Origin of the sequence: Nonomuraea sp. NPDC052116, assembly GCF_040680035.1 — a bacterium.
Lineage (GTDB): Bacteria > Actinomycetota > Actinomycetes > Streptosporangiales > Streptosporangiaceae > Nonomuraea > Nonomuraea angiospora_A.
Genome location: NZ_JBFAWA010000031.1, coordinates 149,538 through 169,968, shown reverse-complemented (window position 1 = coordinate 169,968; position 20,431 = coordinate 149,538). Strand labels below are relative to the sequence as shown.

Sequence of the window (20,431 nt, the reverse complement as noted above, 5' to 3'; positions counted from 1 at the left end):
ATGGCTGACCGGCTGCGGGCGGGGGTGGTGTGGGCCAACACGTTCAACAAGTTCGATCCGGCCTCGCCGTTCGGCGGTTACAAGGAGTCCGGCTATGGCCGCGAGGGCGGTTTGCACGGATTGGAGGCCTACCTTGACGTGTGAGCATCGCCGTCCCCGCCGCGCCAGGCGGCGGGCACAGGCCACCAGGGGTCACGCCTTCGCCAGGGCCGGGCGGCCCGTACGCACCGGCTGGTACGCCCACCGCTGCGGCGTGAGCCGGTGCGGCCAGGTCTTCGTGCCGGTCCAGATGTCGCAGGAGTCCACGTGGAGGGGGCGGGGCGATGAGTAGGTTGTCCGTCAGAAAGACCTACAAGCTGTTCATCGGAGGGGCGTTCCCGCGCTCGGAGAGTGGGAGGTCCTACCCCGTGACCTCGGCCAAGGGCGAATTCCTCGGCAACGCGTCCCGCGCCTCGCGCAAGGACGCCCGCGACGCCGTGGTGGCCGCGCGCAAGGCGTTCCCCGGCTGGTCGGGCGCCACCGCCTACAACCGGGGGCAGATCCTCTACCGGATCGCCGAGATGCTGGAGGGGCGGCGCGCACAGTTCGCCGAGGAGGTCGGCGGCGGCAAGAAGGCGGCGCTGGAGCAGGTGGACGCCGCGATCGACCGGCTCGTCTGGTATGCGGGCTGGTCCGACAAGATCGCCGCCGTGCACGGCGCGGCCAACCCGGTCGCGGGCCCGTACTTCAACCTGTCCTCGCCCGAGCCGACCGGCGTGGTGGCCGTGATCGCGCCCGCCGATCCGCTGCTCGGGCTGGTGTCGGTGGTCGCGCCCGTGATCGTGACCGGCAACACGTGCGTCGTCGTGGCGTCCGAGCGCACGCCGCTCGCGTCGATCACGCTGGCGGAGGTCCTGGCCACGTCCGACCTGCCCGGGGGCGTGGTGAACGTCCTCACCGGGCACCAGGCCGAGCTGGCCCCGTGGCTGGCGGCGCACATGGACGTCAACGGGCTCGACCTGACCGGGGTCGAGGACGCCGACCTGGCGCTGAGCTGCGAGCAGGCGGCGGCGGAGAACCTCAAGCGCGTCCTGCGCCCCTCCCGGCAGGACTGGACGGCCGACCCGGGGACCGGCCGGATGACGCGGTTCCTGGAGACCAAGACCGTCTGGCATCCGGTCGGGGTCTGAGCACGGCACATCGATGAGTCTCGGTGAGTTCCTCCGGGCCCGGCGCGCGCGGCTCAAGCCGCAGGACGTCGGGCTCGGGCCGGGGGTGCGGCACCGGCGCGTGGCCGGGCTGCGCAGGGAGGAGCTGGCGCCGCTGGCGGGCCTGAGCGTCGGCTACTACACCCGGCTGGAGCAGGGACAGAGCCCGAACGTCTCCGACGAGGTGCTCGACGCGCTCGCCCGCGCGCTGCGGCTGGACGACGACGAGCGGGCCCACCTGCACCGCCTGGCCCGCGCCGTCCGGTCCCGCCCGCCGGTCGGGCCTGAGCTGCTCAGGCCCGGGATCCGGCGCATGGTCGAGTCGTTCACCGAGGTGCCGGCCTGGGCGGTGGGCCGGCGCGCCGACGTGCTGGCCTGGAACCGGCTCGCGCACGCGCTGTTCACCCCGCACCTGGACTTCGACGCGCCGGAGCGCGAGCCGCGCCCCAACTTCGCCCGCATGGACTTCCTCGACCCCCGCTCCCGCGAGTTCTACGTCGACTGGGAGAGCAAGGCCCTGGACGACATCGCGTACCTTCAGGTGTCGCTTGGCAAGTTCCCCGGCGACGAGGGGCTGCGCGCGCTGGTGGACGAGCTGACAGCCGGGAGCGCCGAGTTCAGGGCCATGTGGACGCGGCATCCGGTGAGCAACTGCGCCTCCATCTCGCGCGGCTACCGCCACCCCGTGCTCGGCGTCGTCACACTCACCGCCGAGCTGCTGCGTACGCCCGACGACGAGGGGCAGGGCGTGGTGCTCTTCCAGCCGGAGCCCGGCTCGGAGGAACCCCTCAGACGCCTGCTGCGGCAGGGGTAGCGCGGCGCAGCAGCAGGGCGCCACCGGCCGCCCCGAGCAGGGCGACCGCCCCCGCCACCGCGAACGCCGCGTGCAGGCCCGTCAGCAGCTCGGCGTACGCCGACGCGACGGCGGTCAGCCCGGCCACCCCGATCGCCCCGACGAACGTGGGCATCTGCGCGAGGCTGCCCGCCACCCCCTGGTCGGCCGGGTCGAGCCCGGACGTGATCGTCGTGATCGCGGCCACCACGGTCAGCACGTGACCGAAGCCCATCGCCGCCGAGGTGGCCAGCAGCACCCCCAGCCCTCCCGAGGCGGGCAGGAACACCATCGCCGCCGTCCCCACGGCCTGCGCGGTCAGGCCGGCCGCCACGGTCGCGGGGGCGCCGTACGCGCCGATCAGCCGCGCCGCCAGGCCGCCCGCGACCAGGGCGGCCACGCCCTCCCCGAGGAACCCGAGCCCCGTCCGCAGCGCGGACCAGCCGAGCACGTCCTGCATGTAGACGCTCAGCAGCAGCGTCGCCCCGCCGCACATGCCGAACGTCACCAGCGCCACCGCCATCCCCCATTTCACCGTGGGCCGGCGCAGCAGCCGCGGCGGCACCAGCGGAGCGACGTGCCTGGCCTCGACCGCGAGGAACGCCCCCAGCAGCAGCACGGCCGCCGCGACGCCGACCCACGTGAGCGTAGAAATGCCGTAGACCAGGGCGAACAGCCCGGCGCTCGCCAGCACGGCCCCCGGCACGTCCAGCCGGACGGCGCTCCTGCCGGAGTCGCCGGGGAGCACGGTGAGCGCGCCCACCAGCACGACCACGCCGATCCCCACCAGGATGAGCATGGTCCAGCGCCAGCTCAGCCCGCTGGTGACCAGGCCGCCGCCGATGGTCCCGGCCACGAAGCCGAGCGAGAGCAGCGCCCCGTTGACGCCCATCGCCCTCGTACGCTTCGGGCCCTCGGCGAAGGCCGTGGTCATGAGGGCCAGCGCGGTCGGGCCGATCATGGCCGCCGCCACCCCCTGCCCGGCCCTGGCGCCGACCAGCACCCCGGGCACCGGAGCCAGGGCCGCCAGCAGGGAGAACCCGGTGAACGCCGTCACGCCGGCCGCGAACAGCCTGCGCCGCCCCACCACGTCCGACACCCGCCCGAACAGCGGCATCAACGCGGCCGTCGGCAGCAGGCAGGCCGTCACCACCCACTGCAGGTCGCCCCGCGTGGCGAAACCCAGATCGCGGCCGAGCTCGGGGAGCGCGACCGTGATGATCGAATAATCCAGACCTGTCATGAACGTCGCGCCGCACAGCGTGACGAGCACGAGCCATTCACGTGTGTTCATGCGGACCAGGCTGCGGCACGGCCCGAACGCCGGCCAGCGCCCCGTTGGAGGTACACCTGCCAGGTGCACCCTCAGCGGCTCGAAACAGCGGCTCGAAACAGCGGCTCGAAACAGCGGCTCAGAACGCGAAGCCGGGCGGCCTGACCGGGGGATGGGCGGCCTGGAGCTGGGCGGCCAGGCCGAGCAGGTGGGGTTCGCCGCCGGGCGGGGCGACGATCTGGACGCCGATGGGCAGCGCGGTGGAGTGCGTGGCCAGGGGGACCGTGATGGCGGGCCAGCCGCACATGTTCCAGGGGCCGGTGGCGGGGGCGTACCTGATGTTGGCCAGCGCGTTGCGGACGAAGCCGCGCTCGCCCCAGCGCTCGGCCTTCGGCGGGACGGTGGCCAGGGCGGGCGTGATCAGCACGTCGGCGTCCCCGAACCACTGGTCGGCCCCGTAGCCGCTCCAGCGCTCCCGGCCGCGCACGCCGTCGAGCTTGAGCGCGCCGAGCACCCGGCCCGCGCGGGCCAGCCCGCGGGTGCGGCGTTCGAGCCGGCGCCGGTCCAGGCCGTCGGCCGCCGCGGCGGCCCTGGTGAGCCAGGTGGCGATCGTGGCGGGGCCGAGCCAGACGGGCAGCTTGTCGCGATGCTCGACCACCGTGTGCCCGGCCTGGCGCAGCGTCTCCGCCGCCCCGCGCACCGCGGCCTGGAACTCCCTGTCGACAGGCAGGCCGACGGGGAGCGGCTGGGGCGCGTACGCCACCCGCAGGTCGAACGGCTCGGGGCTGTCCTGGGGCGGCTGCGGCTCCCAGATCTCGTCGTCGTCCGCCCAGACCGAGCGCAGCATGGGCGGCCGCGGCTCGACCCGGCGGCCGCCGCGCCAGGACTCGGCCAGCGCCGGGTCGGCGGCCAGCACGGACAGCGCCAGCGCCAGGTCGGACGCGGTCGTCGCCAGGGGGCCGTTCTCCGTCAGCCCGTCCCAGTGGTCGGTCGGCGGGGGCACGAGCCCGGTGCCGGGCTTGACGGCCAGCACGCCGCAGCAGGCGGCCGGGATGCGCAGCGAGCCCATGCCGTCGTTGCCCAGCGCCAGCGGCACCATGCCAGCCGCCACGGCCGCCGCGCTGCCCGACGACGACCCGCCGGCCGTCCTGGCCGGGTTCCAGGGGTTGCGGACGATGCCGTACGCGCTGTCGCCGAGCGCGACGAGCCCCAGCTCGGGCAGGTTCGTCAGGCCGACGACCACCGCGCCCGCGGCCCGCAGGCGCGCCACCGTCACGTGGTCCTCCGGCGCGGGCGCGTCCGCCGTGACCGCGGACCCGCCGCGGGTGGCCTCGCCCGCGACCTCCAGGTTGTCCTTCACCGCCACCGGCACGCCGGCCAGCGGCAGGTCCGCCAGGTCGCGCCGTTTCTGCACGGCCTGCGCCTCCTCCACGGCCCGCTCTCTGATCCGCCGGAACGCCCCTACTTTGGAATCCCGCTCCGAGATGGCGTGAAGGTGCTCCTCGACGACGGTCGTGGCCGTGACGTCCCCACGCCGGACGGCCGTCGCGATCTCGACAGCGGACCTGCCTGCCCACAACATGACTAGAGTCTGCATCCTGGCCGCGCGGCTCGATAGGGTCGATGCACGTGAACGGACCCTCCCTTGCCCTCCGCCAGCGCTCGCTGGGCGACCCCGCGACCGAGTTCCCGCTGTTCCCGCCGCTGACGCGGGGCTGTCCCAGGACCAGCACGGACGAGATCGCCTATCCGCTGGAGATCACGTACGACTACGGGCGGGTGGATCCGCGCCTGTTCGAGCAGGAGCCGGGCACGGACCTCGCGCGCTGGTCGCCGCTGCTGCCGCCGCTGGAGGCGCCCACGCTGGGAGAGGGCGGGACGCCGCTGGTGGAGTTCGACGGGATCTACGTCAAGGACGAGTCCCGCAACCCGACCTGGTCGCACAAGGACCGCCTCAACCGGGTCGCGGTCAGCGCCGCCGTCGCCTCGGGCGCGCCCGGCGTGGTCGTGGCCTCGTCCGGCAACCACGGGGCCTCGGTCTCCTGTGTTGACAGTATGAAACGGCGCGTGTACGTTGCGTATGCGATCTGGCACGGCTAGTGCGGTGTCGGCTTTCAGGGCCCCCGTTCCATCGGAGCGATGGGTCGGGGCTTCCCTGATTGTCTCCGGCCGCGTCGGCATGGCCAGGTCGTCAGGGAGCTCGCCGCCTCGGATTGGACCGCACGCGGGACGTACGTCGCCGCCCGGGGTTGTACGTGGGGGACCAGTGCGCCCAAGACCGTTCGGGGCGTGCCGCTGCGCGGGATTTACTCCGCTCGGCGCCAAGGGACGGTTCGTGGAGCTGCGGCTGCTGGGGCTGACCGAGGCCGTGCCGCGGATGTTCTCCTGCGAGACGGCGGCCGGCGGGCCCCACGCGCGGGCGCTGGCCACCGGCGCTCCGGCCGCGATCGTCGAGTTGGGGTCCAGCGACGCGTACGGCATCGCCGGGCCGGTCGGCGGGCACCGCGGGGTGGTGGCCGTGCGCGACAGCGGCGGAGAGGCCCTGCTCGTGACCGACGAGGAGCTGCGGGCGGCGCAGCGGGACCTGGCCGGGCAGGGGCTGTGGCAGGAGCTGTCGGGCGCGGCAGGGCTCGCGGGACACCGGAAACAGCGCCGGGACTTCGACGGGCCCGTCGTGTGCGTGGCCACGTCGAGCGGGTTCAAGGACGTGGGCGTGGGGGCCGAGCGCTTTCCGGTGCTGGAGAACCCGACCCTAGACGATCTTGCTCCAGACGCGTAGCGGGCCGATCGCGCTGAAGCCGTGCCGCAGGGCGTCCGCCGGGTCGACCTCCCAGCCGACCAGGGGCCGGCCGGGGAACGCCCTGGCCGCCACGGCCAGGGTCGCCTCCCACACGGCTTCGCCGAACACGTTGGAGACACCCACGACCTGCTCACGCGGGGTGAGCACGGAGCCGCAGACGATGGCGCCCCCTCTCCTGCCGCACAGAATCGTGACTTCGTCGAGGATCGTGGGCAGGAAGAGGCCGCTGGCCTCGCCGTCGAAGCACGCCTGCTCCCATGCGCGCAGCGTGGCGGCGTCGCTCACCGCCTCCATGGCGATCGTGGGCTCGCGGCGCTCCGGTGGCTCACGGTGGATCCACTGCCCCTCGAACAGCACCTCGAAGCCCGGCAGGTCGAGCGTGGCGAAGCTGTCCTTGACCGACGCCCCCGGGCCCGCGTCGATGCGGCCGAGCACGTCTGCCGCCGTCGCGTCGGGCGAGAGCGTCACCGCGTCCGGGTAGAAGGGCGGGGTCCTGGTGGGGTTGGTCCAGGCCCGGTCCGCGAACGCGCCGGGTGTGCCGTGCGCGCGGCACATCGCGTCGCACCACTCGGCGTTGTCGCGGGCGGCGGCTGCCACGCTGGTCATGCTCGTCTCTCCTTGGCGCGGCGGGTGGGAGGCGCGGTCAGCGGGTCCTCCGGCCAGGGGTGCCTGGGGTAGCGACCGCGGAGCTCCGCGCGTACCGAACGGTAGCCCTCGCGCCAGAACGACGCCAGGTCCGCGGTGACGGCCACCGGGCGGCCCGCCGGGGAGAGCAGGTGGACCAGAACGGGCACGCCGGAGATCTCAGGCGTCTCCTGCCAGCCGAACAGCTCCTGCAGCTTCACCGCCAGCACCGGCCGGTCGCCCGAGTAGTCGACGCGGATGTGGGAGCCGCTGGGGACCTCGATGCGTTCGGGGGCCGCCCGCTCCAGGCGCTCGCTCCACGGGATCAGGCGCTTCAGCGCCGCGGCCACGTCGATGCGCTCCAGGTCGGCCCGGCGGCGGGCCCTGGACAGCTCGGGCTCCAGCCACTGGTCGGCCAGGTCGATGAGCGCGTCCGTGGCGGGCCAGGGGGCACCGATGGCGCGGTGGCAGAAGGCCAGGCGATCCCGCAGCTCCTTGGCCTGTTTCGTCCAGGTCAGGACGTCGGGCTCCGTGCGCAGGCCGTACAGGACGGCCTCGCGGACGTCGGCGTCCTTGAGCGGGGCGGCGGACAGCTCGATCGCGCCCAGGCGCTCGACCCTGCGGGCGAGCACGTCGCCGCGACGCTCGCCCGGAGGGACGTGCCAGGCGATCTCGTCCTGGGTGGTGGCGGGGTGCGCCAGCCTGGCGGTCTCCTCGTCGATCTCCACGGCCTGCCTGACGCGGGCCGAAGCCGAGCCCGTCTGCCGGTTGGCGACCGCGATGGCCAGCCACTCGGCGGTGTGCAGCCTGGACCCCTCCGGGAGCTGGGCCTGCGTGCCGGAGGCCATGAGGTAGCCGCCGCCCCGCCTGCGCGCCACCCGCTCGGGGAACGCCAGCGCCACCGCCGTCCCGGCCAGTGCGTCGCCGGGCAGGTCCGGGCGGCCCGTGCCGGCGGTCCGCTGGAGCCGCTTGGTCTCCTGGCGCCAGCGGGCGGCGAAGCCGGTGCCGCCCCGGCGGGCCGCGCACCAGACCTCCACCAGGTCGTCGCCCGCGTCGCGCGGCAGCTGCTCCGACAGCAGGGCCACCACCTCGGCCGCGCTCGGGCCGAGGTCGAGCAGGGCCCTGGCCAGGCGGGGATGTACGCCCGCGAGCGCCATCCGGCGCCCGCGCTCCGTCACCCGCGCGGCCGGGTCCAGCGCGCCCAGCGCCTCCAGGGTGCGGCCGGCGGCGGACATCGCGGCGGGCGGCGGCGGGTCCAGCAGGGCCAGGCCCGATGCGTCGGACACGCCCCAGCAGGCCGCCTGCAACGCGAACCCCGTCAGGTCCGCGAGCGCGATCTCCGGCCGCGCGTGGTCGGCGAGGCGGTCGTGGTCGGCCGCCGACCAGCAGCGGTAGACCGTGCCTTGCGCCTCGCGCCCCGCCCGGCCCGCGCGCTGGCCGGCCGACGCCTTCGAGACCCTGACCGTGGTGAGGGAGCCCAGGCCGCGGGCGTGGTCGGTACGGGGCTCGCGGGCCAGGCCGGAGTCGACCACCACCCGGACGCCGGGCACGGTCAGGCTCGACTCGGCGACCGACGTGGCCAGCACCACCCGGCGGGCCGGGCCCGGCGCGAGCACGGCGTCCTGGACGTGGGCCGGGGCCTGCCCGTGCACCTGGAGCACCGCCACGCCGTCCAGCATCCCGGCGACCCTGGCGATCTCGGCCACGCCGGGCAGGAAGCACAGCACGTCGCCGTCCCGCTCCGCCAGGGCCCTGCGGACCACCGAGGCCACGTGGGACAGCAGCGCGGGGTCGACGCGGAGGCCGTGCGGCGGGGCGACCGGGCGGGCCGGCGGGGCCCACACCGTTTCGACGGGGTACGCGGCGCCGGTGGCCGCGACGATCGGGCCGCCGATCAGCCGGGACCACGGTTCGGCGTCGGCGGTCGCGGACGTGGCCAGCAGGCGCAGGTCGGGCCGGAGCGTGTCGCGTACGTCCAGGAGGAACGCCAGGGAGGTGTCCGCGTCCAGGTGCCGCTCGTGGCACTCGTCGAGCACGACCGCGTCCACCCCGGCGAGCTCCTGGTCCCGCTGGAGGCGCTGGAGCAGGACGCCGGTGGTGACGACCTCGACCATCGGGTTCGCGCCTGTGTGGCGCTCGCCCCTGATGGTGTAGCTCACGCCCATCCGCCTGGCCGCCGCGCGCACGGCCAGCCGCCGCGGCTCGGCGACCAGCACCCGCATGCCCGCCTCGGCCAGGGCCAGGGGCACGACCGTCGTCTTGCCGGTGCCGGGCGGGGCCGTGAGCACCGCGCTGCCGTGCCGGTCGAGCGCGGCGAGCAGGTCGGGCAGGACGTGCCTGATGGGCAGCGAGTCGTGGCGCATCAACGCGGGGCGGGGACGTCGGCGCTCGGGATCAGGGCAGGGCTCGGGATCCCGGCGGCGGAGAGGACCGAGTCGAGCAGGCCGGGGAAGCGGGACTCGAGGTCGTCGCGGCGCAGGCTCATGAACTTCAGCCGTCCCTCCTGCTTGGTGATGACCACGCCCGCCTCGCGCAGCGTCCGGTAGTGGTGCGAGGCCGTCGACTTGTGCACGCCCAGGTCGTCGCCCGCCTCGCCGCAGTTCATCACGCCGCTCAGGGCGAGCCGGACGACGATCTCCAGGCGGACGGGGTCGGACAGCGCCCGCAGGACCTCCGTGAGCTCGATGTCCTCCGTAGCCGGGTGAGGTAGCAGGCGCATGGTCAAACCCTACCTTCGTTCTATTGTTTGACAACAATCCAACTATACGTCAGTTTGATGCATGTCCAACTTTTTCCTGGAGGCCCCATGACGTCGCGGCTCTACCCGCTTGCTGCCGGAAATTTCGCCATCGGTACGGGCATGTTCGTGACCGCCGGGCTCTTACCGCCCATCTCGAAGGAACTGGGGATCTCGTCCTCCGCGGCGGGGCAGCTCATGACCGTCTTCGCGTTGGCTTATGCGGTGCTGTCGCCCGTCCTCGCCGCCCTGACCGCCCGGCTGTCGCGCAGGACCGTGCTGCTGGTGGCCCTCGGCGTGTTCGTGCTGGGCAACGTCCTGACCGCGCTGGCTCCGACGTACCCGCTGGTCATGGCCACCCGGGTGGTCGCGGCGGCAGGGGCGGCGATGTTCACGCCGACCGCGTCCGGCGTGGCGAACGCGCTGACCGAGCCCGAGCGGCGCGGCCGCGCGCTCGCGCTGGTGATGGGCGGGATGACGGTCGCGAACGCGATCGGCGTGCCCCTGGGCACCTGGCTGGGCTCGGTCTCGGGCTGGCGGTCCACGCTCTGGATGGTGGCGGGGCTGGGCGTGATCGGGTTCGCCTGGGTCGCGACGGTGGTGCCGGTGGTCAGGATCCCGACGTCGGGGCGGCTGCGGGAGCGTCTCGCGCCGCTGGGCGACCGGCAGGTGCTGGCGGTGCTGGTGACGCAGCTGCTGCTGTTCGCGGCGGCGTTCACCGCGTACACCTACATCGGGTCGCTGATCGACCTGCCGTTGCCCGCCGTGCTGTGGGCGTGGGGGATCGGCGGTATCGTGGGCAACCAGCTCGGCGGGCGCTTCACCGACCTGTACGGGCCGCGCAGGATGGTGCTGCTCGCCCTGGGCGCGAGCACCCTGTTCCTGGCCCTCATCCCCGTCGCGAACCTGGCCCTGCCCGTCGCCCTGGTGTGGGCGTTCCTGTGGGGCGCGCTCGGCTGGCTGGTGGCCCCCGCCCAGCAGTTCAGGACCGTCTCCGTGGTGCCCGGCAACGTGCCGATCGGCCTGGGGCTGCTGTCGTCGGCCCAGTACGTGGGCCTGTTCCTGGCGGGGCTTGCCGGCGGCGCGACGCTCGACTGGTACGGCAGGACGGGCGTGATCGTGCTGGCCACCGCGTTCGGGCTGGTGGCGCTGCTGTTCACGCTGGCCACCTACCGTCCGCAGGCGGTCTCCCCGAAGGAGGGCGTGTCCGTCGGGTAGCGCGCCTTCGGCCAGAATGGTGATCATGTCCGAAGACATCGACCCCCGGAACGAGCCCGCGCCCTTCGGGGCCGTGGTGCTCCTGACGGCCGCCTCGGCGGTGGCGGTCATGGGGCTCACCGCGTTGCTGTCCCAGCCGCCCGGGCTGAAGTTCCTGCTGTTCGGCCCGATCGCCCTCGTCGTGTTCGAGGTGGTCGTTCACGAGGTGTGGTGGCAGCGCTGGTGGGGCGCGATCCCCGGCGCGGTGGCGGGCCTGGCGCTCTACTTCGAGGGCCGCGCCGCGCTGAGCGACCTCGTCGGCGACGCCTGGGCCCACCCCGTCGCGTACGTCGCCGCCTGGACCCTCTTCGCCGTCGTCTTCGCCCTCTGCAGCCGCTACCCCCGGACCCTCCGGCCGGCGTGATCTTCTCCACCGCGTAGGGGACGCCGGATCGGTCCGCAGGCGGACGACGGGCGGGGGGCGCGGCGCCTACCGTCGGCGGCATGTTGAACGACCAGGTGACCTTTCGGCGCATCGCGGCGGGCGTACTGCTCATCGTGGCCCCGCTGCTCCAGGCCGTCGCCGTCGTCGTCGATCCAGGCACCTGGGGCGACGACCGGGAGGCGGTCAGCTACGGCGCGAACCCCGCGCTCGCCCAGACCGAGTCCGCGCTCTACCACTGGAGCTGGATGCTCATGGCCGTGGCCGCGTTCGGCCTGGCCCATCTCACCCGGCGCAAGGCCACGCGGCTCGGCCACGTGGCGGCGGGTATGACGGTGATCGGCTATCTCTCGACGTCCGCGCTGCTCATGATGGACCCCGTGGAGTGGTGGCTGGGGCAGCACCACCCGCCGGAGGAGGCCCAGCGGATCCTCGACGAGATGCTGAACCTGCCCGGGGTCATCATCGGCTTCCAGATGCCGTGGATCTTCTTCGCCGTCCTCGGCCTGCCGCTGCTGACCGCGGCCGTGTGGCGGGCGGGCTTCGTCGGCTGGTGGGTGCCGCTGCTCGTCCTCGTCGGCTACGTCGTCTCGTTCCCCGTCCCGTACGGGCCCCTGACCGTGGTGTTCTGGATCCTGCCCGTCGTCGCCCTCGGCTGGACCGGGTTGAAGATCCTGCGCATGGGCGACGAGGCGTGGGCGGCGTACTATCCGGCTCCGGCCCTCGTGTCAGCCTAGGGCCGGGATCCAGCCCGCGGTGACCGCGAGGATGAGGAAGAAGCCCAGGACGATCCGGTAGATCACGAAGCCGGTGAAGCGGTGGGTGCTGATGTAACGCAGGAACCAGGCCACGGCCAGGTATCCGACGACGAACGAGATGACCGTGGCGAGGATCGTCGGCCCCCACTCGGGGGCCGGGCCCTTGCCGATCTCGCGCAGCTCGTAGACGCCCGAGCCCAGCACGGCGGGGATGGCCAGCAGGAACGAGTATTTGGCGGCGTCCTCGCGGCGGTAGTCGAGCAGCAGGCCGGCGGTCGTGGTGCCGCCCGAGCGGGACACGCCGGGGATCAGGGCGAGCGCCTGGGCGAAGCCGTACACGATGGCGTGGGCGAAGCTGAGGTGCTTCTCCAGCGTGAGCTTGTTGCGGGCGGTGCGGTCGGCGAACCAGAGGAGGAGGGCGAAGACGATCAGCGTCGTGCCCACCAGGCGCAGGTCGCGGAAGACTGTCTCGATCTGGTCCTTGAATATCACGCCGAGCACCACGATCGGCAGCGAGCCGACGATGATGTACCACCCCATGCGGGCGGCCCAGTGGCCGCGCAGGTCCTGGTTGAACAGGGATCTGGTCCAGGTGGAGATGATCTCCCAGATCTCCTTGCGGAAATAGATCAGCACGGCCAGCTCGGTGCCGATCTGGATGACGGCGGTGAACGCCGCCCCTGGGTCCTGCCAGCCGGCGATGGCGGAGACCACCCGGATGTGGGCGCTGGAGGAGATCGGCAGGAACTCCGTGAGCCCCTGGACCAACCCCAGAACCACCGCTTCTAGCCAGCCGATCACGACGACAACCTTCCGAGAACGCGGGAGTGACGAGGGTGAGGCTAGCGGATGCCGGGGCCGGTGGGTTGCTCGCGTCGCGTACAGAGTGCCGTACGGCCACGAGGAGCACCGACCCCGTGAGACCTCAGAGGCGCTGCCACATCGCGGCGGCGGCCTCAGCGTAGTCGGTGAAGTCGCGGGCCGGGCGGCCGAGCGCCTGCCGCACGCCGTCCGCCACGGAGGCGTTGCGGCCGTCCAGGATGCCGGTGAACAGCGCGGCCAGGCCCGCGGCCTCCTCCTCGGGCACGCCGTTCTTGACGGCCGCGGTCACGTACTCCTCCGGCGTCACCCGCACGAACGAGATCTCCCTGCCGGTGGCCCTGGACAGCTCCTCGGCCGCCTGCGCGAACGTCAGCAGTCGCGGCCCGGTGAGCTCGTAGAGCCGGCCCGCGTGGCCGTCCCGGCTGAGCGCGGCGGCGGCCACGTCCGCGATGTCGTTCACGTCCACGAACGGCTCGGGCACGTCGGCGACCGGCAGCGCGATGACGCCTTCGAGCACCTGGTCGTAGAAGAAGCCCTCGCTGAAGTTCTGCATGAACCAGCTGCAGCGGACGATCGTCCACTCGGCCCCGGACTCCCGCACGGTCCGCTCGCTGGCCTCCGCCTCCGGCTCGCCGCGCCCGGACAGCAGGACCAGCCGCCGCACGCCGCCGCTCACGGCCAGCTCCGTGAACGCCTTGACGTCCTCGTACGCGCCGGGGAAGGCCAGATCGGGGACATAGGCGAGATAGACGGCCGTCGCGCCGTCGAGGGCCGTCGGCCACGTGGAGCGGTCCTGCCAGTCGAAGAGGGGGCGGGACCCGATCCGCACGGGCAGGTCGAGAGCGTTGAGTCGGTCAACCACACGGCGGCCGGTCTTGCCCGTGCCGCCCAGAACCAGAATCGTCATATATCTAGTAAGCCGCCATACCCATAAGACTCTCCATGGTTGAGAAGCGCAATGGCATATGCGATCGTCTAACCCATGGACCAGCTGGCGGCGCTACTGGACGGCCCGCGGGCCCGTGGCGCCTTCCTGCTCCGCTCGATCCTGGATCCGCCCTGGTCGATGTGCATCCAGGACGAGGCTCCGCTGTCGTTGATCGCGCAGGTGCGCGGGGAGTCGTGGATCGCGTTCGACGCGGGCGAGCCCGTGCGCCTGTCGCCGGGGGAGGTCGCGATCGCCCGGGGGCCGCGGCCGTACACGGTGGCCTCGGAGCCCGGACTCAAGCCGCAGGTCGTCATCCTTCCCGGCCAGGAGTGCCGGACGATCGACGGCGAGTCGCCCTACGACACCATGTCCATGGGCGTGCGCACGTGGGGGAACGACCCGTCGGGGGGCACCGTGCTGCTCACCGGCACGTACAACCTGGAGGGCGAGGTCAGCAGGCGGCTGCTGGACGCGCTGCCGCAGCTGCTCACCCAGCCGGGAGACCCGATCATCTCGCTGCTCGGCGCCGAGATCGTCAAGGACGAGCCGGGCCAGGAGGCGGTCCTCGACCGGCTGCTCGACCTGCTGCTCATCGCGGTGCTGCGCTCGTGGTTCGCCACTCACGCGAACGAGGCGCCCGCCTGGTACCGCGCGATGGGCGACGCGGTGGTGGGCCGGGCCATGCGCCTGCTGCAGAACAACCCGGCGCACCCGTGGACGGTCGCCGCGCTGGCCACCGAGGTGGGCGTGTCGAGGGCGTCGCTGGCCAGGCGCTTCACCGAGCTGGTCGGCGAGCCGCCGATGTCCTTCCTCACGGACTGGCGCCTGGCGCTGGCCGCCGACCTGCTGCGGGAGCCGAACGCGACGATCGGCTCGGTGGCCAGGAAGGTGGGGTACGGGAGCCCGTTCGCGCTCAGCGCGGCCTTCAAGCGGGTGCGCGGCGTCAGCCCGCAGGAGTACCGGGCCGGATGAAACCACTGCTGCTGCTGGACGTGGACGGCGTGCTCAACCCGATGGGCCGCCCCACTCCGGACTTCCGGCGCTTCCGGTGCACGATCGACGGCGAGGTCTACACCGTGCACCTCAACCCGCGCCACGGCCGCCGGCTCCTCGACCTGGCCCTGGCGACCGGCTCCGAGCTGGTCTGGGCGACGACGTGGGAGCAGCACGCCAACGACTGGATCGCTCCCAGGATCGGCCTCCCCTCGCTGCCCGTCATCCCCGTGGACCCGAACGTGGTCTCGGAGCGCGGGGAGATGTTCAAGACGCGGCACGTGGCCCGCTATGTGGGCCGGCGGCCGTTCGTCTGGTTCGACGACCAGGTGTGGGCGGAGGACGAGGAGTATCTCAGGGTGCATCAGGGTCTGGCTGACTTCCTGCTCATCCACGTGGACCCGGCACGGGGACTGACCAGCCGACATCTGGGCATGGCACATGAGTGGCTGACCCTAACAGGGTTTTCTCAGGGTTCCTGACGGGAGTCCGTCGGCCTGTCCGTCCGTTGAACAGGTAGGTCGTCACACACGGAGGAAACATCATGTACCGCTCACGAGAGCACAGGATTCTGGCCGGCGTCTGCGGCGGTCTCGCCGACAAGATGGGCCTGCCGCCCACTCTCGTCCGGATCCTGTGGCTCCTGCTGTCGCTCATCCCCGGGCCGCTGTGGATCGTCTACGTCGTCATGTGGATCCTCATCCCGGAGGAGCCGAAGGGCTACCGTTCGGCGGCGTGACGTCCGCGACAGGCGCCGGTGGGCCGCCCGCCGTGGATCGGCGGACGGCCGGCTCGACCGGTCGCTAGTCACCCATGGGCGGCTGCCCCGCTGAGGAGCCGTCCGGGTCGTCGATCACCGCGCAGGGCTTGACCTGGCCGGTGATCACCTGAGCCTTGAGCTTCCAGTACGGCTTCTCGGCGAACTCCAGCACCAGGGTCTGGCCCGCGCCGACGTACCGGGGACTGATGTCCACCCCGGAGGTCCGGGGGCGGGCGGCCTTGTAGGAGACGGACTGGCGCCACTCCTCGGGGGTGGTGGCCTCGCCTCCGACGGGTTCGCCTCTGCCCGGGGCGCACGTCGTCCTGGGCTTGAGATAGGTGACGTCGGCGGTCACGCCCGCCGCCTTCAGGTCCTGCTCCAGCTTGCCGGCGTCGCCGAACTCCTTGATCTCGACCCGGATCGTACCGTCGTCCTGCTTGGTCACGGCGTACGCGGGCGTCTCCGCCCCCAGCAGGGGTACCGCGATCGCCGCCGCGGCGGCCAGCCCGGCCACCGCGCCCCCGGCGAGCAGCCGGCGGGTGACGCGGCGACGCCGTTCGGTCCGCGCGCCGATCTCCGCTTTCAGATCCATCAGCAGTTGCTCCTCGAATCTCATCGTGGTGCTCCATCCATGACGAAGGGCAGGTTGCGCAGCGTCCGGCGTGCGCGGTGCAGGCGTACCTTGGCGGTCCCGGGCCGGATGCCGAGGGCGTGCGCCGCTTCGGTGACCGTGAGCTGGTCGATGGCGACCAGCTCCAGCACCGCGCGTTCCCCCTCGGGCAGGCCGGCCATGGCCTCGAAGGCCCGCCGGGCGTGCCGCTCCGCGTCGATGCGCTCTTCGAGCCGGGCGACGTCGTCGGTGTCCAACGGCCGCCGCCCGCTCACCCGGTCGGTCAGCCGGTACTGCTTGTACGCCCGCCGCCGCTCGGCCGAGATCGTCCTGCGCGCCACGCCGTACAGCCAGGCGATCTCGGTGCCGAGGTCGGCGCGGTAGGTGTGGGCCGAGTCCAGTACCGCCACGAAGACCTCGGCGACCAGATCCGCGACGGTGTGCGGATCCTCGACGCGGCGGGCGAGGAACGGCGGTCAGGGCCGCGTGCGCCGATGCCCGGGATGCCGCTTATCCTCGAAGGATGAGGGCAAGGCCGCTGACACTCGTCCAGGACGATCTCGTCGACTACGACGCCGCGATGGAGCGCATGACCGACCTCGTCGGGCAGCGCCAGCGGGACGAGCGGCCGGACACGCTGTGGCTGCTCAGCCACCCGTCGGTCTACACGATCGGGCGCCGCACGCCGATGGCCCACCTGCCCGCCCCCGAGCGCGGCATCCCCGTCATGGAGACCGGGCGCGGCGGCCAGCTCACCTACCACGGGCCGGGCCAGCTCGTCGGCTACCTGATCGTCAAGCTCGCCGAGGACCAGGGCATCGTCGACTACGTGCGCGAGGTGGAGCTGCGGCTGGTGGAGGCGCTGGGCAAGCTCGGGCTGCCCGCCGAGCGCCGCGACACGCCGCCGGGCTCGGAGCTGCTGACCGGCGTCTGGACCGCCGAGACCGGCCGCAAGATCATCTCGATCGGGATGCGGCAGAGCCGGGGCGTCACGAGCCACGGGTTCGCGCTCAACGTGGACGGCGACCTGGAGCCGTGGAACTGGGCGGTCGCCTGCGGCATGCCCGACGTGGACATGACCTCGCTCAAGCGCGAGCTGGGCACGGCCTCGATGGCCGAGGTCCGCACGGCCGTGGCCACCGCCTTCGAAGCCTCCTGAGCGCTCCTTCAGCCGCGCGGAAAGACCCGCACGTCGGCATCATGTCCGCCACCGTCGAGTTTGCCGTCGCAGGTGTAGAGCGGGGCCTCGAGCGCTTCGGCGAGTGCGAGATAGGAAGCGTCGTAGGACGTGTAGTTGTGCCGCAGCTCCCAGATGCGCTCCGCGATGCCCTTGATCTCGTAGCGGGCGATCTTCAGCGCGAGATAATCGGCTCGCGCCTGCTCCGCCGCGGCCGTGCCGAGCCTGCCGCCGAGCGAGAGACCCCGCAGGGTCGAGAGAACCTCGACATCGAGCAGGTGGGGGGCGTGGATACTCGCCTGGAGGGCGTCGATGAGCTCGGCATCCGCCGCACGTCCCGCCAACGCCTCGACCATCGCGGACGAGTCGATGACGATCATCGTCTGCCCTCGTGGACGGCGTCGAGGATGTCGGCGGTGGACGGCCCTTGGGATCGATCCCGAGACTTGAGCCGCTTGACGATTTCGGCATTGGTCGGCCTGGCGGCGATGTCCGCCAACTCCCTCGCGACGTAAGCCGAAAGAGACATGCCTGCCTCGGCCGCGCGCTCCTTCAACGACTCGGCTACGGGTTCGGGGACATCGCGAATGTAGAGCGTTGCCATAGAGGAATGCTAGCAGTTTGCAAGCAGGCGGGTACGGCCGTGGTGGCCGTACCCGCGGGCCGGGTCAGGAGATCGGGACCTCGTCGACCGTGCGGCGGGGGCCGGTGAACCAGTGCTTGGCCGACAGGGCCCACCACAGGGCGATGCCGACCAGCACCACCCCGACCGCGATCGGGGCGTAGTTGACCGAGGTCCAGTCGAAGGCCTTGTTGCCGGGCACCCCGGCAGGCGAGATCGGCATGATGAAGTAGATCGAGACGACGACGATCTCGACGCAGGCGATCCAGCAGAGCACCTTGTACTTGCGGCCGAGCGTCCACGGGCCCGGCTTGAAGGCGTCGCCCGCCCGGAGCCGGAGCCAGATCGGGATGAGGAAGGCCAGGTAGAGGCCGACGACCGCGATCGACACGACGGCCAGGAACGCGACCGGCGTGGTCAGCCCGGGAGGCGCGTAGAGGGCGGGCAGGGTGATCAGGGCGGCCACGACGCAGCCTCCGATGATCGCGTTGACCGGGGTGCGGTTGCGGTCCACCTTCGACCACAGTCGCCAGCCGGGCACGCCGCGGTCGCGGGAGAACGCGTACGTCATGCGCGACATCGACGTCACGCAGCTCATCCCGCAGAAGAACTGGCCGATCGTGGAGATCGCGAACACCACGGTGGCCAGCGGGGCGGAGAGCGCGGTCTCGAAGATGGCTCCCACGAAGCCGGACTGCTTGTTGATCTCGTCCACGTTGGTGGCCGCGAACAGGAACGACAGCAGCAGGATCCAGCCGCCGATCGCCGAGTAGAAGATCGACTGCCACAGGCCGCGGGCGGCGGTCCTGGCCGCGCCCTGGGTCTCCTCCGACACGTGCGCGCAGGCGTCGAAGCCGGTGATCGTGTACTGGGTGAGCAGGAAGCCGAGCGGCAGCACGTAGAACCAGAACGACAGCCCGTCGGAGCCGGCGCCGAAGCCGGAGTTGTTGTTCGTGCCGCCGAAGACGAAGCCCAGCGACTGGTGGTGGTCGGGCGCGAAGATCAGGATCGCGACCACGATCGCGGCGCCCGCGACGTGCCACCAGACCGAGACGTTCTGCAGCAGCGAGATGAGCTTGTGGCTGTAGATGTTGATCAGCGCGTGGGCCACAAGGATGATCACGAACAGCAGGAACGCCTGTGACAACGTGGCTTCCCACGCGCCGTCGGTGACCAGCTTGAGCGTGGTGTTGAGGAACGTGGCGCAGCCGTAGTCCACCGACGCGGTGACGGCGATGAGGCCGATCAGGTTGAGCCAGCCGGTGAACCAGCCGTGGATCGGCTTGCCCAGCGTGGCGGCCCACCAGTAGATGCCGCCCGCCGTCGGGTACGCCGACACCAGCTCCGACATGCAGAAACCGATGATCAGGATGAACGCGGAGATCAGCGGCCAGCCCCAGGAGATGGCGATCGGGCCACCGTAGTTCCAGGCCTGTCCGAAGGTGGTGAAGCAGCCGGCGAGGATGGAGATGATCGAGAAGGAGATGGCGAAGTTGGAGAAACCGCTCCAGGTGCGGGCCAGCTCCTGCTTGTAGCCGAGCTCGGCGAGTCGCCTGGAATCCTCTTCAGTGGTCATTGAGGTCTCCCTGGGGGGCGTGGAGGACGCTCCATTTGGACTACATCTAGACCATTTCTTTGGCGACGACAAGGCGTTACAGGTGGGTTTCGGGCTCGTCAGGGCGTTCGGCCAACCGCCAGGACGATCTTCCCGGTGAGGGAACCGCCGAGCTGGGCGGCCTTCGCGTCGTCCAGGTCCGCCCACGAGCCGGCCAGGCCGATTTCGAGGGAGAGGTCGCCCGCGGCCACGAGGGCGAGCAGGTGGGCGAGGTCGTCGGCGGGGGCCGTCACGTCCCCGAAGGAGTTGAGCGACCTGGCCCGGCCCAGGGAGAAGGTCGAGTTCGGGGGAAAGGTGGCGGGCTGCCCGGAGGCCCAGCCGACGCTCTGGAGGTTGCCGCCGGGCTTCAGCAGGACCCAGGCGGCGACGAGCACCGGGCCGCCGACCGTCTCGATCACGACGTCGACCGGCTCGACCCCGTCCAGGCCCACCACGATGTCGACGGGAGCTCCGAGGCCGGCCGCCAGTCGCTCGGCGCGTTCCGGTCTGCTGACGGAGGCGATGACGTGGGCGCCGGCGCGCCCGGCCAGCTGCACGGCCAGCCGTCCCACGGCCCCCGACGCCCCGGTCACCAGGACGCGCGAGCCCGGCGCGGGTCCGGCGGCCCGCAGCGAACGCAGCGCCGTCAGGCCGGTCATCGGGAGCGCGGCGGCCCGTACCAGGTCCACCCCGTCGGGCACCACCGCGAGCGAGCCGGTGTCGAACGCCGCCCGCTCGGCCCACGCGCCCGCCCCGAACGCCGCCACCCGCGCCCCCTCGCGCGGTCCCGTGCCGTCCTCGGCGGCGCGCAGGACGACCCCGGCGGCGTCGTAGCCGAGCACGGTGCCCTCCGGCAGGCGGCCCATGTGCCGCAGGTCGCTGAAGTTGACGGACGCGTGACGGACCTCGACGAGCGCCTGCCCGGGGCCCGGCTCGGGTTCGGGCACCTCCGCGAAGCGTCCCTCGGCTCCCGGGCCCGCGACCAACGCACGCATGCTCATTCTCCCCGCCGTCAGGATGCGGACTGCCGGTCCGCTTCGATGGCAGGGATAGTATGAGGACCGACGGTCCGCTT

The 20,431-nt window shown here is 72.3% G+C and carries 25 protein-coding genes and 1 pseudogene; 13 read left to right on the top strand and 13 right to left on the bottom strand.

What is annotated here, in order from left to right:
* The 4 genes from AB0L65_RS44845 to AB0L65_RS44830 all read left to right on the top strand — a co-directional run.
* A partial coding sequence (locus AB0L65_RS44845; RefSeq protein ID WP_364258042.1) for an aldehyde dehydrogenase family protein occupies positions 1 to 144 on the top strand: 144 nt, incomplete at its 5' end.
* On the top strand, positions 134 to 331 hold the full coding sequence (locus tag AB0L65_RS44840; RefSeq protein ID WP_185070165.1) for a hypothetical protein: 198 nt from the start codon (positions 134 to 136) through the stop codon (positions 329 to 331). The genes AB0L65_RS44845 and AB0L65_RS44840, both read left to right, overlap by 11 nt.
* Positions 324 to 1,169, top strand: coding sequence for an aldehyde dehydrogenase family protein (locus tag AB0L65_RS44835; protein WP_364259274.1), 846 nt, complete (start codon positions 324 to 326; stop codon positions 1,167 to 1,169). The genes AB0L65_RS44840 and AB0L65_RS44835 overlap by 8 nt, the downstream gene beginning before the upstream one ends.
* A gap of 13 nt (positions 1,170 to 1,182) precedes the next feature.
* Positions 1,183 to 2,001 (top strand): helix-turn-helix transcriptional regulator, encoded by an 819-nt coding sequence (locus AB0L65_RS44830; RefSeq protein ID WP_364259272.1) that lies wholly within the window; start codon positions 1,183 to 1,185, stop codon positions 1,999 to 2,001.
* Here AB0L65_RS44830 and AB0L65_RS44825 read toward each other — a convergent pair.
* Positions 1,976 to 3,313, bottom strand: coding sequence for an MFS transporter (locus tag AB0L65_RS44825; RefSeq protein WP_364259269.1), 1,338 nt, complete (start codon positions 3,311 to 3,313; stop codon positions 1,976 to 1,978). The two genes, AB0L65_RS44830 and AB0L65_RS44825, sit on opposite strands and share 26 nt — an antisense overlap.
* 118 nt (positions 3,314 to 3,431) lie before the next feature.
* Positions 3,432 to 4,874: an amidase gene (locus tag AB0L65_RS44820; RefSeq protein ID WP_364259266.1), complete on the bottom strand. Its 1,443-nt coding sequence runs from the start codon at positions 4,872 to 4,874 to the stop codon at positions 3,432 to 3,434.
* A 47-nt stretch (positions 4,875 to 4,921) separates the two neighbouring features.
* On the opposite strand from AB0L65_RS44820, the gene AB0L65_RS44815 reads away from it, so the two are divergent.
* A complete protein-coding gene (locus AB0L65_RS44815; protein ID WP_364259263.1) occupies positions 4,922 to 5,392 on the top strand; it encodes a pyridoxal-phosphate dependent enzyme in 471 nt (156 codons plus the stop codon).
* Positions 5,393 to 5,627: 235 nt separating this feature from the next.
* On the top strand, positions 5,628 to 6,071 hold the full coding sequence (locus AB0L65_RS44810) for a pyridoxal-phosphate dependent enzyme (RefSeq protein ID WP_364259260.1): 444 nt from the start codon (positions 5,628 to 5,630) through the stop codon (positions 6,069 to 6,071).
* On the opposite strand, the gene AB0L65_RS44805 is transcribed toward AB0L65_RS44810, so the two are convergent.
* The 3 genes from AB0L65_RS44805 to AB0L65_RS44795 are packed head-to-tail and all read right to left on the bottom strand — an operon-like array spanning position 6,045 to position 9,435.
* Entirely contained in the window at positions 6,045 to 6,698 is a 654-nt protein-coding gene (locus AB0L65_RS44805) for a hypothetical protein (RefSeq protein WP_364259257.1), read from the bottom strand. The genes AB0L65_RS44810 and AB0L65_RS44805 overlap by 27 nt on opposite strands.
* Complete coding sequence (gene hrpB, locus AB0L65_RS44800) at positions 6,695 to 9,079, bottom strand: ATP-dependent helicase HrpB (protein WP_364259254.1); 2,385 nt, start codon at positions 9,077 to 9,079, stop codon at positions 6,695 to 6,697. The genes AB0L65_RS44805 and hrpB overlap by 4 nt, the downstream gene beginning before the upstream one ends.
* A complete protein-coding gene (locus tag AB0L65_RS44795; RefSeq protein ID WP_350741841.1) occupies positions 9,079 to 9,435 on the bottom strand; it encodes a helix-turn-helix transcriptional regulator in 357 nt (118 codons plus the stop codon). The genes hrpB and AB0L65_RS44795 overlap by 1 nt, the downstream gene beginning before the upstream one ends.
* 87 nt (positions 9,436 to 9,522) lie before the next feature.
* Between AB0L65_RS44795 and AB0L65_RS44790 the strand changes: the two genes are divergently transcribed.
* The 3 genes from AB0L65_RS44790 to AB0L65_RS44780 all read left to right on the top strand — a co-directional run bounded on the left by AB0L65_RS44790 (position 9,523) and on the right by AB0L65_RS44780 (position 11,829).
* Positions 9,523 to 10,671 carry an MFS transporter gene (locus tag AB0L65_RS44790; RefSeq protein ID WP_363961868.1) on the top strand — a complete coding sequence of 383 codons (1,149 nt, stop codon included), beginning with the start codon at positions 9,523 to 9,525 and terminating at the stop codon, positions 10,669 to 10,671.
* A 25-nt stretch (positions 10,672 to 10,696) separates the two neighbouring features.
* A complete protein-coding gene (locus AB0L65_RS44785; protein ID WP_364259250.1) occupies positions 10,697 to 11,074 on the top strand; it encodes a hypothetical protein in 378 nt (125 codons plus the stop codon).
* An 80-nt stretch (positions 11,075 to 11,154) separates the two neighbouring features.
* On the top strand, positions 11,155 to 11,829 hold the full coding sequence (locus AB0L65_RS44780; RefSeq protein ID WP_364259247.1) for a hypothetical protein: 675 nt from the start codon (positions 11,155 to 11,157) through the stop codon (positions 11,827 to 11,829).
* On the opposite strand, the gene AB0L65_RS44775 is transcribed toward AB0L65_RS44780, so the two are convergent.
* Together AB0L65_RS44775 and AB0L65_RS44770 are read right to left on the bottom strand one after the other, a co-directional pair.
* Positions 11,821 to 12,651, bottom strand: coding sequence for an undecaprenyl-diphosphate phosphatase (locus tag AB0L65_RS44775; protein ID WP_364259244.1), 831 nt, complete (start codon positions 12,649 to 12,651; stop codon positions 11,821 to 11,823). The two genes, AB0L65_RS44780 and AB0L65_RS44775, sit on opposite strands and share 9 nt — an antisense overlap.
* Positions 12,652 to 12,775: 124 nt before the next feature.
* Positions 12,776 to 13,579 (bottom strand): NmrA family NAD(P)-binding protein, encoded by an 804-nt coding sequence (locus AB0L65_RS44770; protein WP_364259241.1) that lies wholly within the window; start codon positions 13,577 to 13,579, stop codon positions 12,776 to 12,778.
* Between the two features lie 75 nt (positions 13,580 to 13,654).
* Here AB0L65_RS44770 and AB0L65_RS44765 point away from each other — a divergent pair, with 75 nt between their 5' ends.
* The 3 genes from AB0L65_RS44765 (at position 13,655) to AB0L65_RS44755 (ending at position 15,332) form a co-directional block, all read left to right on the top strand.
* Complete coding sequence (locus AB0L65_RS44765; protein ID WP_364259238.1) at positions 13,655 to 14,572, top strand: AraC family transcriptional regulator; 918 nt, start codon at positions 13,655 to 13,657, stop codon at positions 14,570 to 14,572.
* Positions 14,569 to 15,075, top strand: a complete 507-nt coding sequence (locus AB0L65_RS44760) for an HAD domain-containing protein (RefSeq protein WP_364259236.1) — start codon at positions 14,569 to 14,571, stop codon at positions 15,073 to 15,075. Before AB0L65_RS44765 ends, AB0L65_RS44760 begins: the two co-directional genes overlap by 4 nt.
* Before the next feature lie 62 nt (positions 15,076 to 15,137).
* Positions 15,138 to 15,332, top strand: a complete 195-nt coding sequence (locus AB0L65_RS44755) for a PspC domain-containing protein (protein WP_364259233.1) — start codon at positions 15,138 to 15,140, stop codon at positions 15,330 to 15,332.
* Between the two features lie 64 nt (positions 15,333 to 15,396).
* Here AB0L65_RS44755 and AB0L65_RS44750 read toward each other — a convergent pair whose 3' ends face one another.
* Positions 15,397 to 15,969: a hypothetical protein gene (locus tag AB0L65_RS44750; protein WP_364259230.1), complete on the bottom strand. Its 573-nt coding sequence runs from the start codon at positions 15,967 to 15,969 to the stop codon at positions 15,397 to 15,399.
* Positions 15,966 to 16,418: pseudogene (locus AB0L65_RS44745) on the bottom strand (sigma-70 family RNA polymerase sigma factor); the annotation flags it as partial. The gene AB0L65_RS44750 and the pseudogene AB0L65_RS44745, both read right to left, overlap by 4 nt.
* A 68-nt stretch (positions 16,419 to 16,486) precedes the next feature.
* Between AB0L65_RS44745 and lipB the strand changes: the two are divergent.
* Positions 16,487 to 17,122: a lipoyl(octanoyl) transferase LipB gene (gene lipB, locus AB0L65_RS44740; protein WP_350741863.1), complete on the top strand. Its 636-nt coding sequence runs from the start codon at positions 16,487 to 16,489 to the stop codon at positions 17,120 to 17,122.
* Between the two features lie 8 nt (positions 17,123 to 17,130).
* Here the strand turns inward: lipB and AB0L65_RS44735 are convergent, their stop codons facing one another.
* From AB0L65_RS44735 to AB0L65_RS44720, 4 genes are all read right to left on the bottom strand, one after another.
* Positions 17,131 to 17,520, bottom strand: coding sequence for a type II toxin-antitoxin system VapC family toxin (locus tag AB0L65_RS44735; RefSeq protein ID WP_364259227.1), 390 nt, complete (start codon positions 17,518 to 17,520; stop codon positions 17,131 to 17,133).
* A complete protein-coding gene (locus tag AB0L65_RS44730; RefSeq protein WP_185070191.1) occupies positions 17,517 to 17,744 on the bottom strand; it encodes an antitoxin in 228 nt (75 codons plus the stop codon). The genes AB0L65_RS44735 and AB0L65_RS44730 overlap by 4 nt, the downstream gene beginning before the upstream one ends.
* Positions 17,745 to 17,808: 64 nt before the next feature.
* Positions 17,809 to 19,338, bottom strand: a complete 1,530-nt coding sequence (locus AB0L65_RS44725) for an amino acid permease (RefSeq protein ID WP_364259224.1) — start codon at positions 19,336 to 19,338, stop codon at positions 17,809 to 17,811.
* A 98-nt stretch (positions 19,339 to 19,436) separates the two neighbouring features.
* Positions 19,437 to 20,351 carry a zinc-binding dehydrogenase gene (locus tag AB0L65_RS44720; RefSeq protein WP_364259221.1) on the bottom strand — a complete coding sequence of 305 codons (915 nt, stop codon included), beginning with the start codon at positions 20,349 to 20,351 and terminating at the stop codon, positions 19,437 to 19,439.
* Between the last annotated feature and the right edge of the window lie 80 nt (positions 20,352 to 20,431).

Excerpts from the sequence above, each read along its gene's own strand:
- AB0L65_RS44805 (WP_364259257.1), bottom strand. The coding sequence starts at position 6,698 with ATGACCAGCGTGGCAGCCGCCGCCCGCGACAACGCCGAGTGGTGCGAC.
- AB0L65_RS44820 (WP_364259266.1), bottom strand. The coding sequence starts at position 4,874 with ATGTTGTGGGCAGGCAGGTCCGCTGTCGAGATCGCGACGGCCGTCCGG.
- AB0L65_RS44825 (WP_364259269.1), bottom strand. The coding sequence starts at position 3,313 with ATGAACACACGTGAATGGCTCGTGCTCGTCACGCTGTGCGGCGCGACG.
- AB0L65_RS44835 (WP_364259274.1), top strand. The coding sequence starts at position 324 with ATGAGTAGGTTGTCCGTCAGAAAGACCTACAAGCTGTTCATCGGAGGG.
- lipB (WP_350741863.1), top strand. The coding sequence starts at position 16,487 with ATGAGGGCAAGGCCGCTGACACTCGTCCAGGACGATCTCGTCGACTAC.
- AB0L65_RS44730 (WP_185070191.1), bottom strand. The coding sequence starts at position 17,744 with ATGGCAACGCTCTACATTCGCGATGTCCCCGAACCCGTAGCCGAGTCG.
- AB0L65_RS44765 (WP_364259238.1), top strand. The coding sequence starts at position 13,655 with ATGGACCAGCTGGCGGCGCTACTGGACGGCCCGCGGGCCCGTGGCGCC.
- AB0L65_RS44770 (WP_364259241.1), bottom strand. The coding sequence starts at position 13,579 with ATGACGATTCTGGTTCTGGGCGGCACGGGCAAGACCGGCCGCCGTGTG.
- AB0L65_RS44790 (WP_363961868.1), top strand. The coding sequence starts at position 9,523 with ATGACGTCGCGGCTCTACCCGCTTGCTGCCGGAAATTTCGCCATCGGT.
- hrpB (WP_364259254.1), bottom strand. The coding sequence starts at position 9,079 with ATGCGCCACGACTCGCTGCCCATCAGGCACGTCCTGCCCGACCTGCTC.
- AB0L65_RS44750 (WP_364259230.1), bottom strand. The coding sequence starts at position 15,969 with ATGAGATTCGAGGAGCAACTGCTGATGGATCTGAAAGCGGAGATCGGC.
- AB0L65_RS44720 (WP_364259221.1), bottom strand. The coding sequence starts at position 20,351 with ATGCGTGCGTTGGTCGCGGGCCCGGGAGCCGAGGGACGCTTCGCGGAG.
- AB0L65_RS44785 (WP_364259250.1), top strand. The coding sequence starts at position 10,697 with ATGTCCGAAGACATCGACCCCCGGAACGAGCCCGCGCCCTTCGGGGCC.
- AB0L65_RS44755 (WP_364259233.1), top strand. The coding sequence starts at position 15,138 with ATGTACCGCTCACGAGAGCACAGGATTCTGGCCGGCGTCTGCGGCGGT.
- AB0L65_RS44795 (WP_350741841.1), bottom strand. The coding sequence starts at position 9,435 with ATGCGCCTGCTACCTCACCCGGCTACGGAGGACATCGAGCTCACGGAG.
- AB0L65_RS44760 (WP_364259236.1), top strand. The coding sequence starts at position 14,569 with ATGAAACCACTGCTGCTGCTGGACGTGGACGGCGTGCTCAACCCGATG.
- AB0L65_RS44735 (WP_364259227.1), bottom strand. The coding sequence starts at position 17,520 with ATGATCGTCATCGACTCGTCCGCGATGGTCGAGGCGTTGGCGGGACGT.
- AB0L65_RS44725 (WP_364259224.1), bottom strand. The coding sequence starts at position 19,338 with ATGACCACTGAAGAGGATTCCAGGCGACTCGCCGAGCTCGGCTACAAG.
- AB0L65_RS44780 (WP_364259247.1), top strand. The coding sequence starts at position 11,155 with ATGTTGAACGACCAGGTGACCTTTCGGCGCATCGCGGCGGGCGTACTG.
- AB0L65_RS44830 (WP_364259272.1), top strand. The coding sequence starts at position 1,183 with ATGAGTCTCGGTGAGTTCCTCCGGGCCCGGCGCGCGCGGCTCAAGCCG.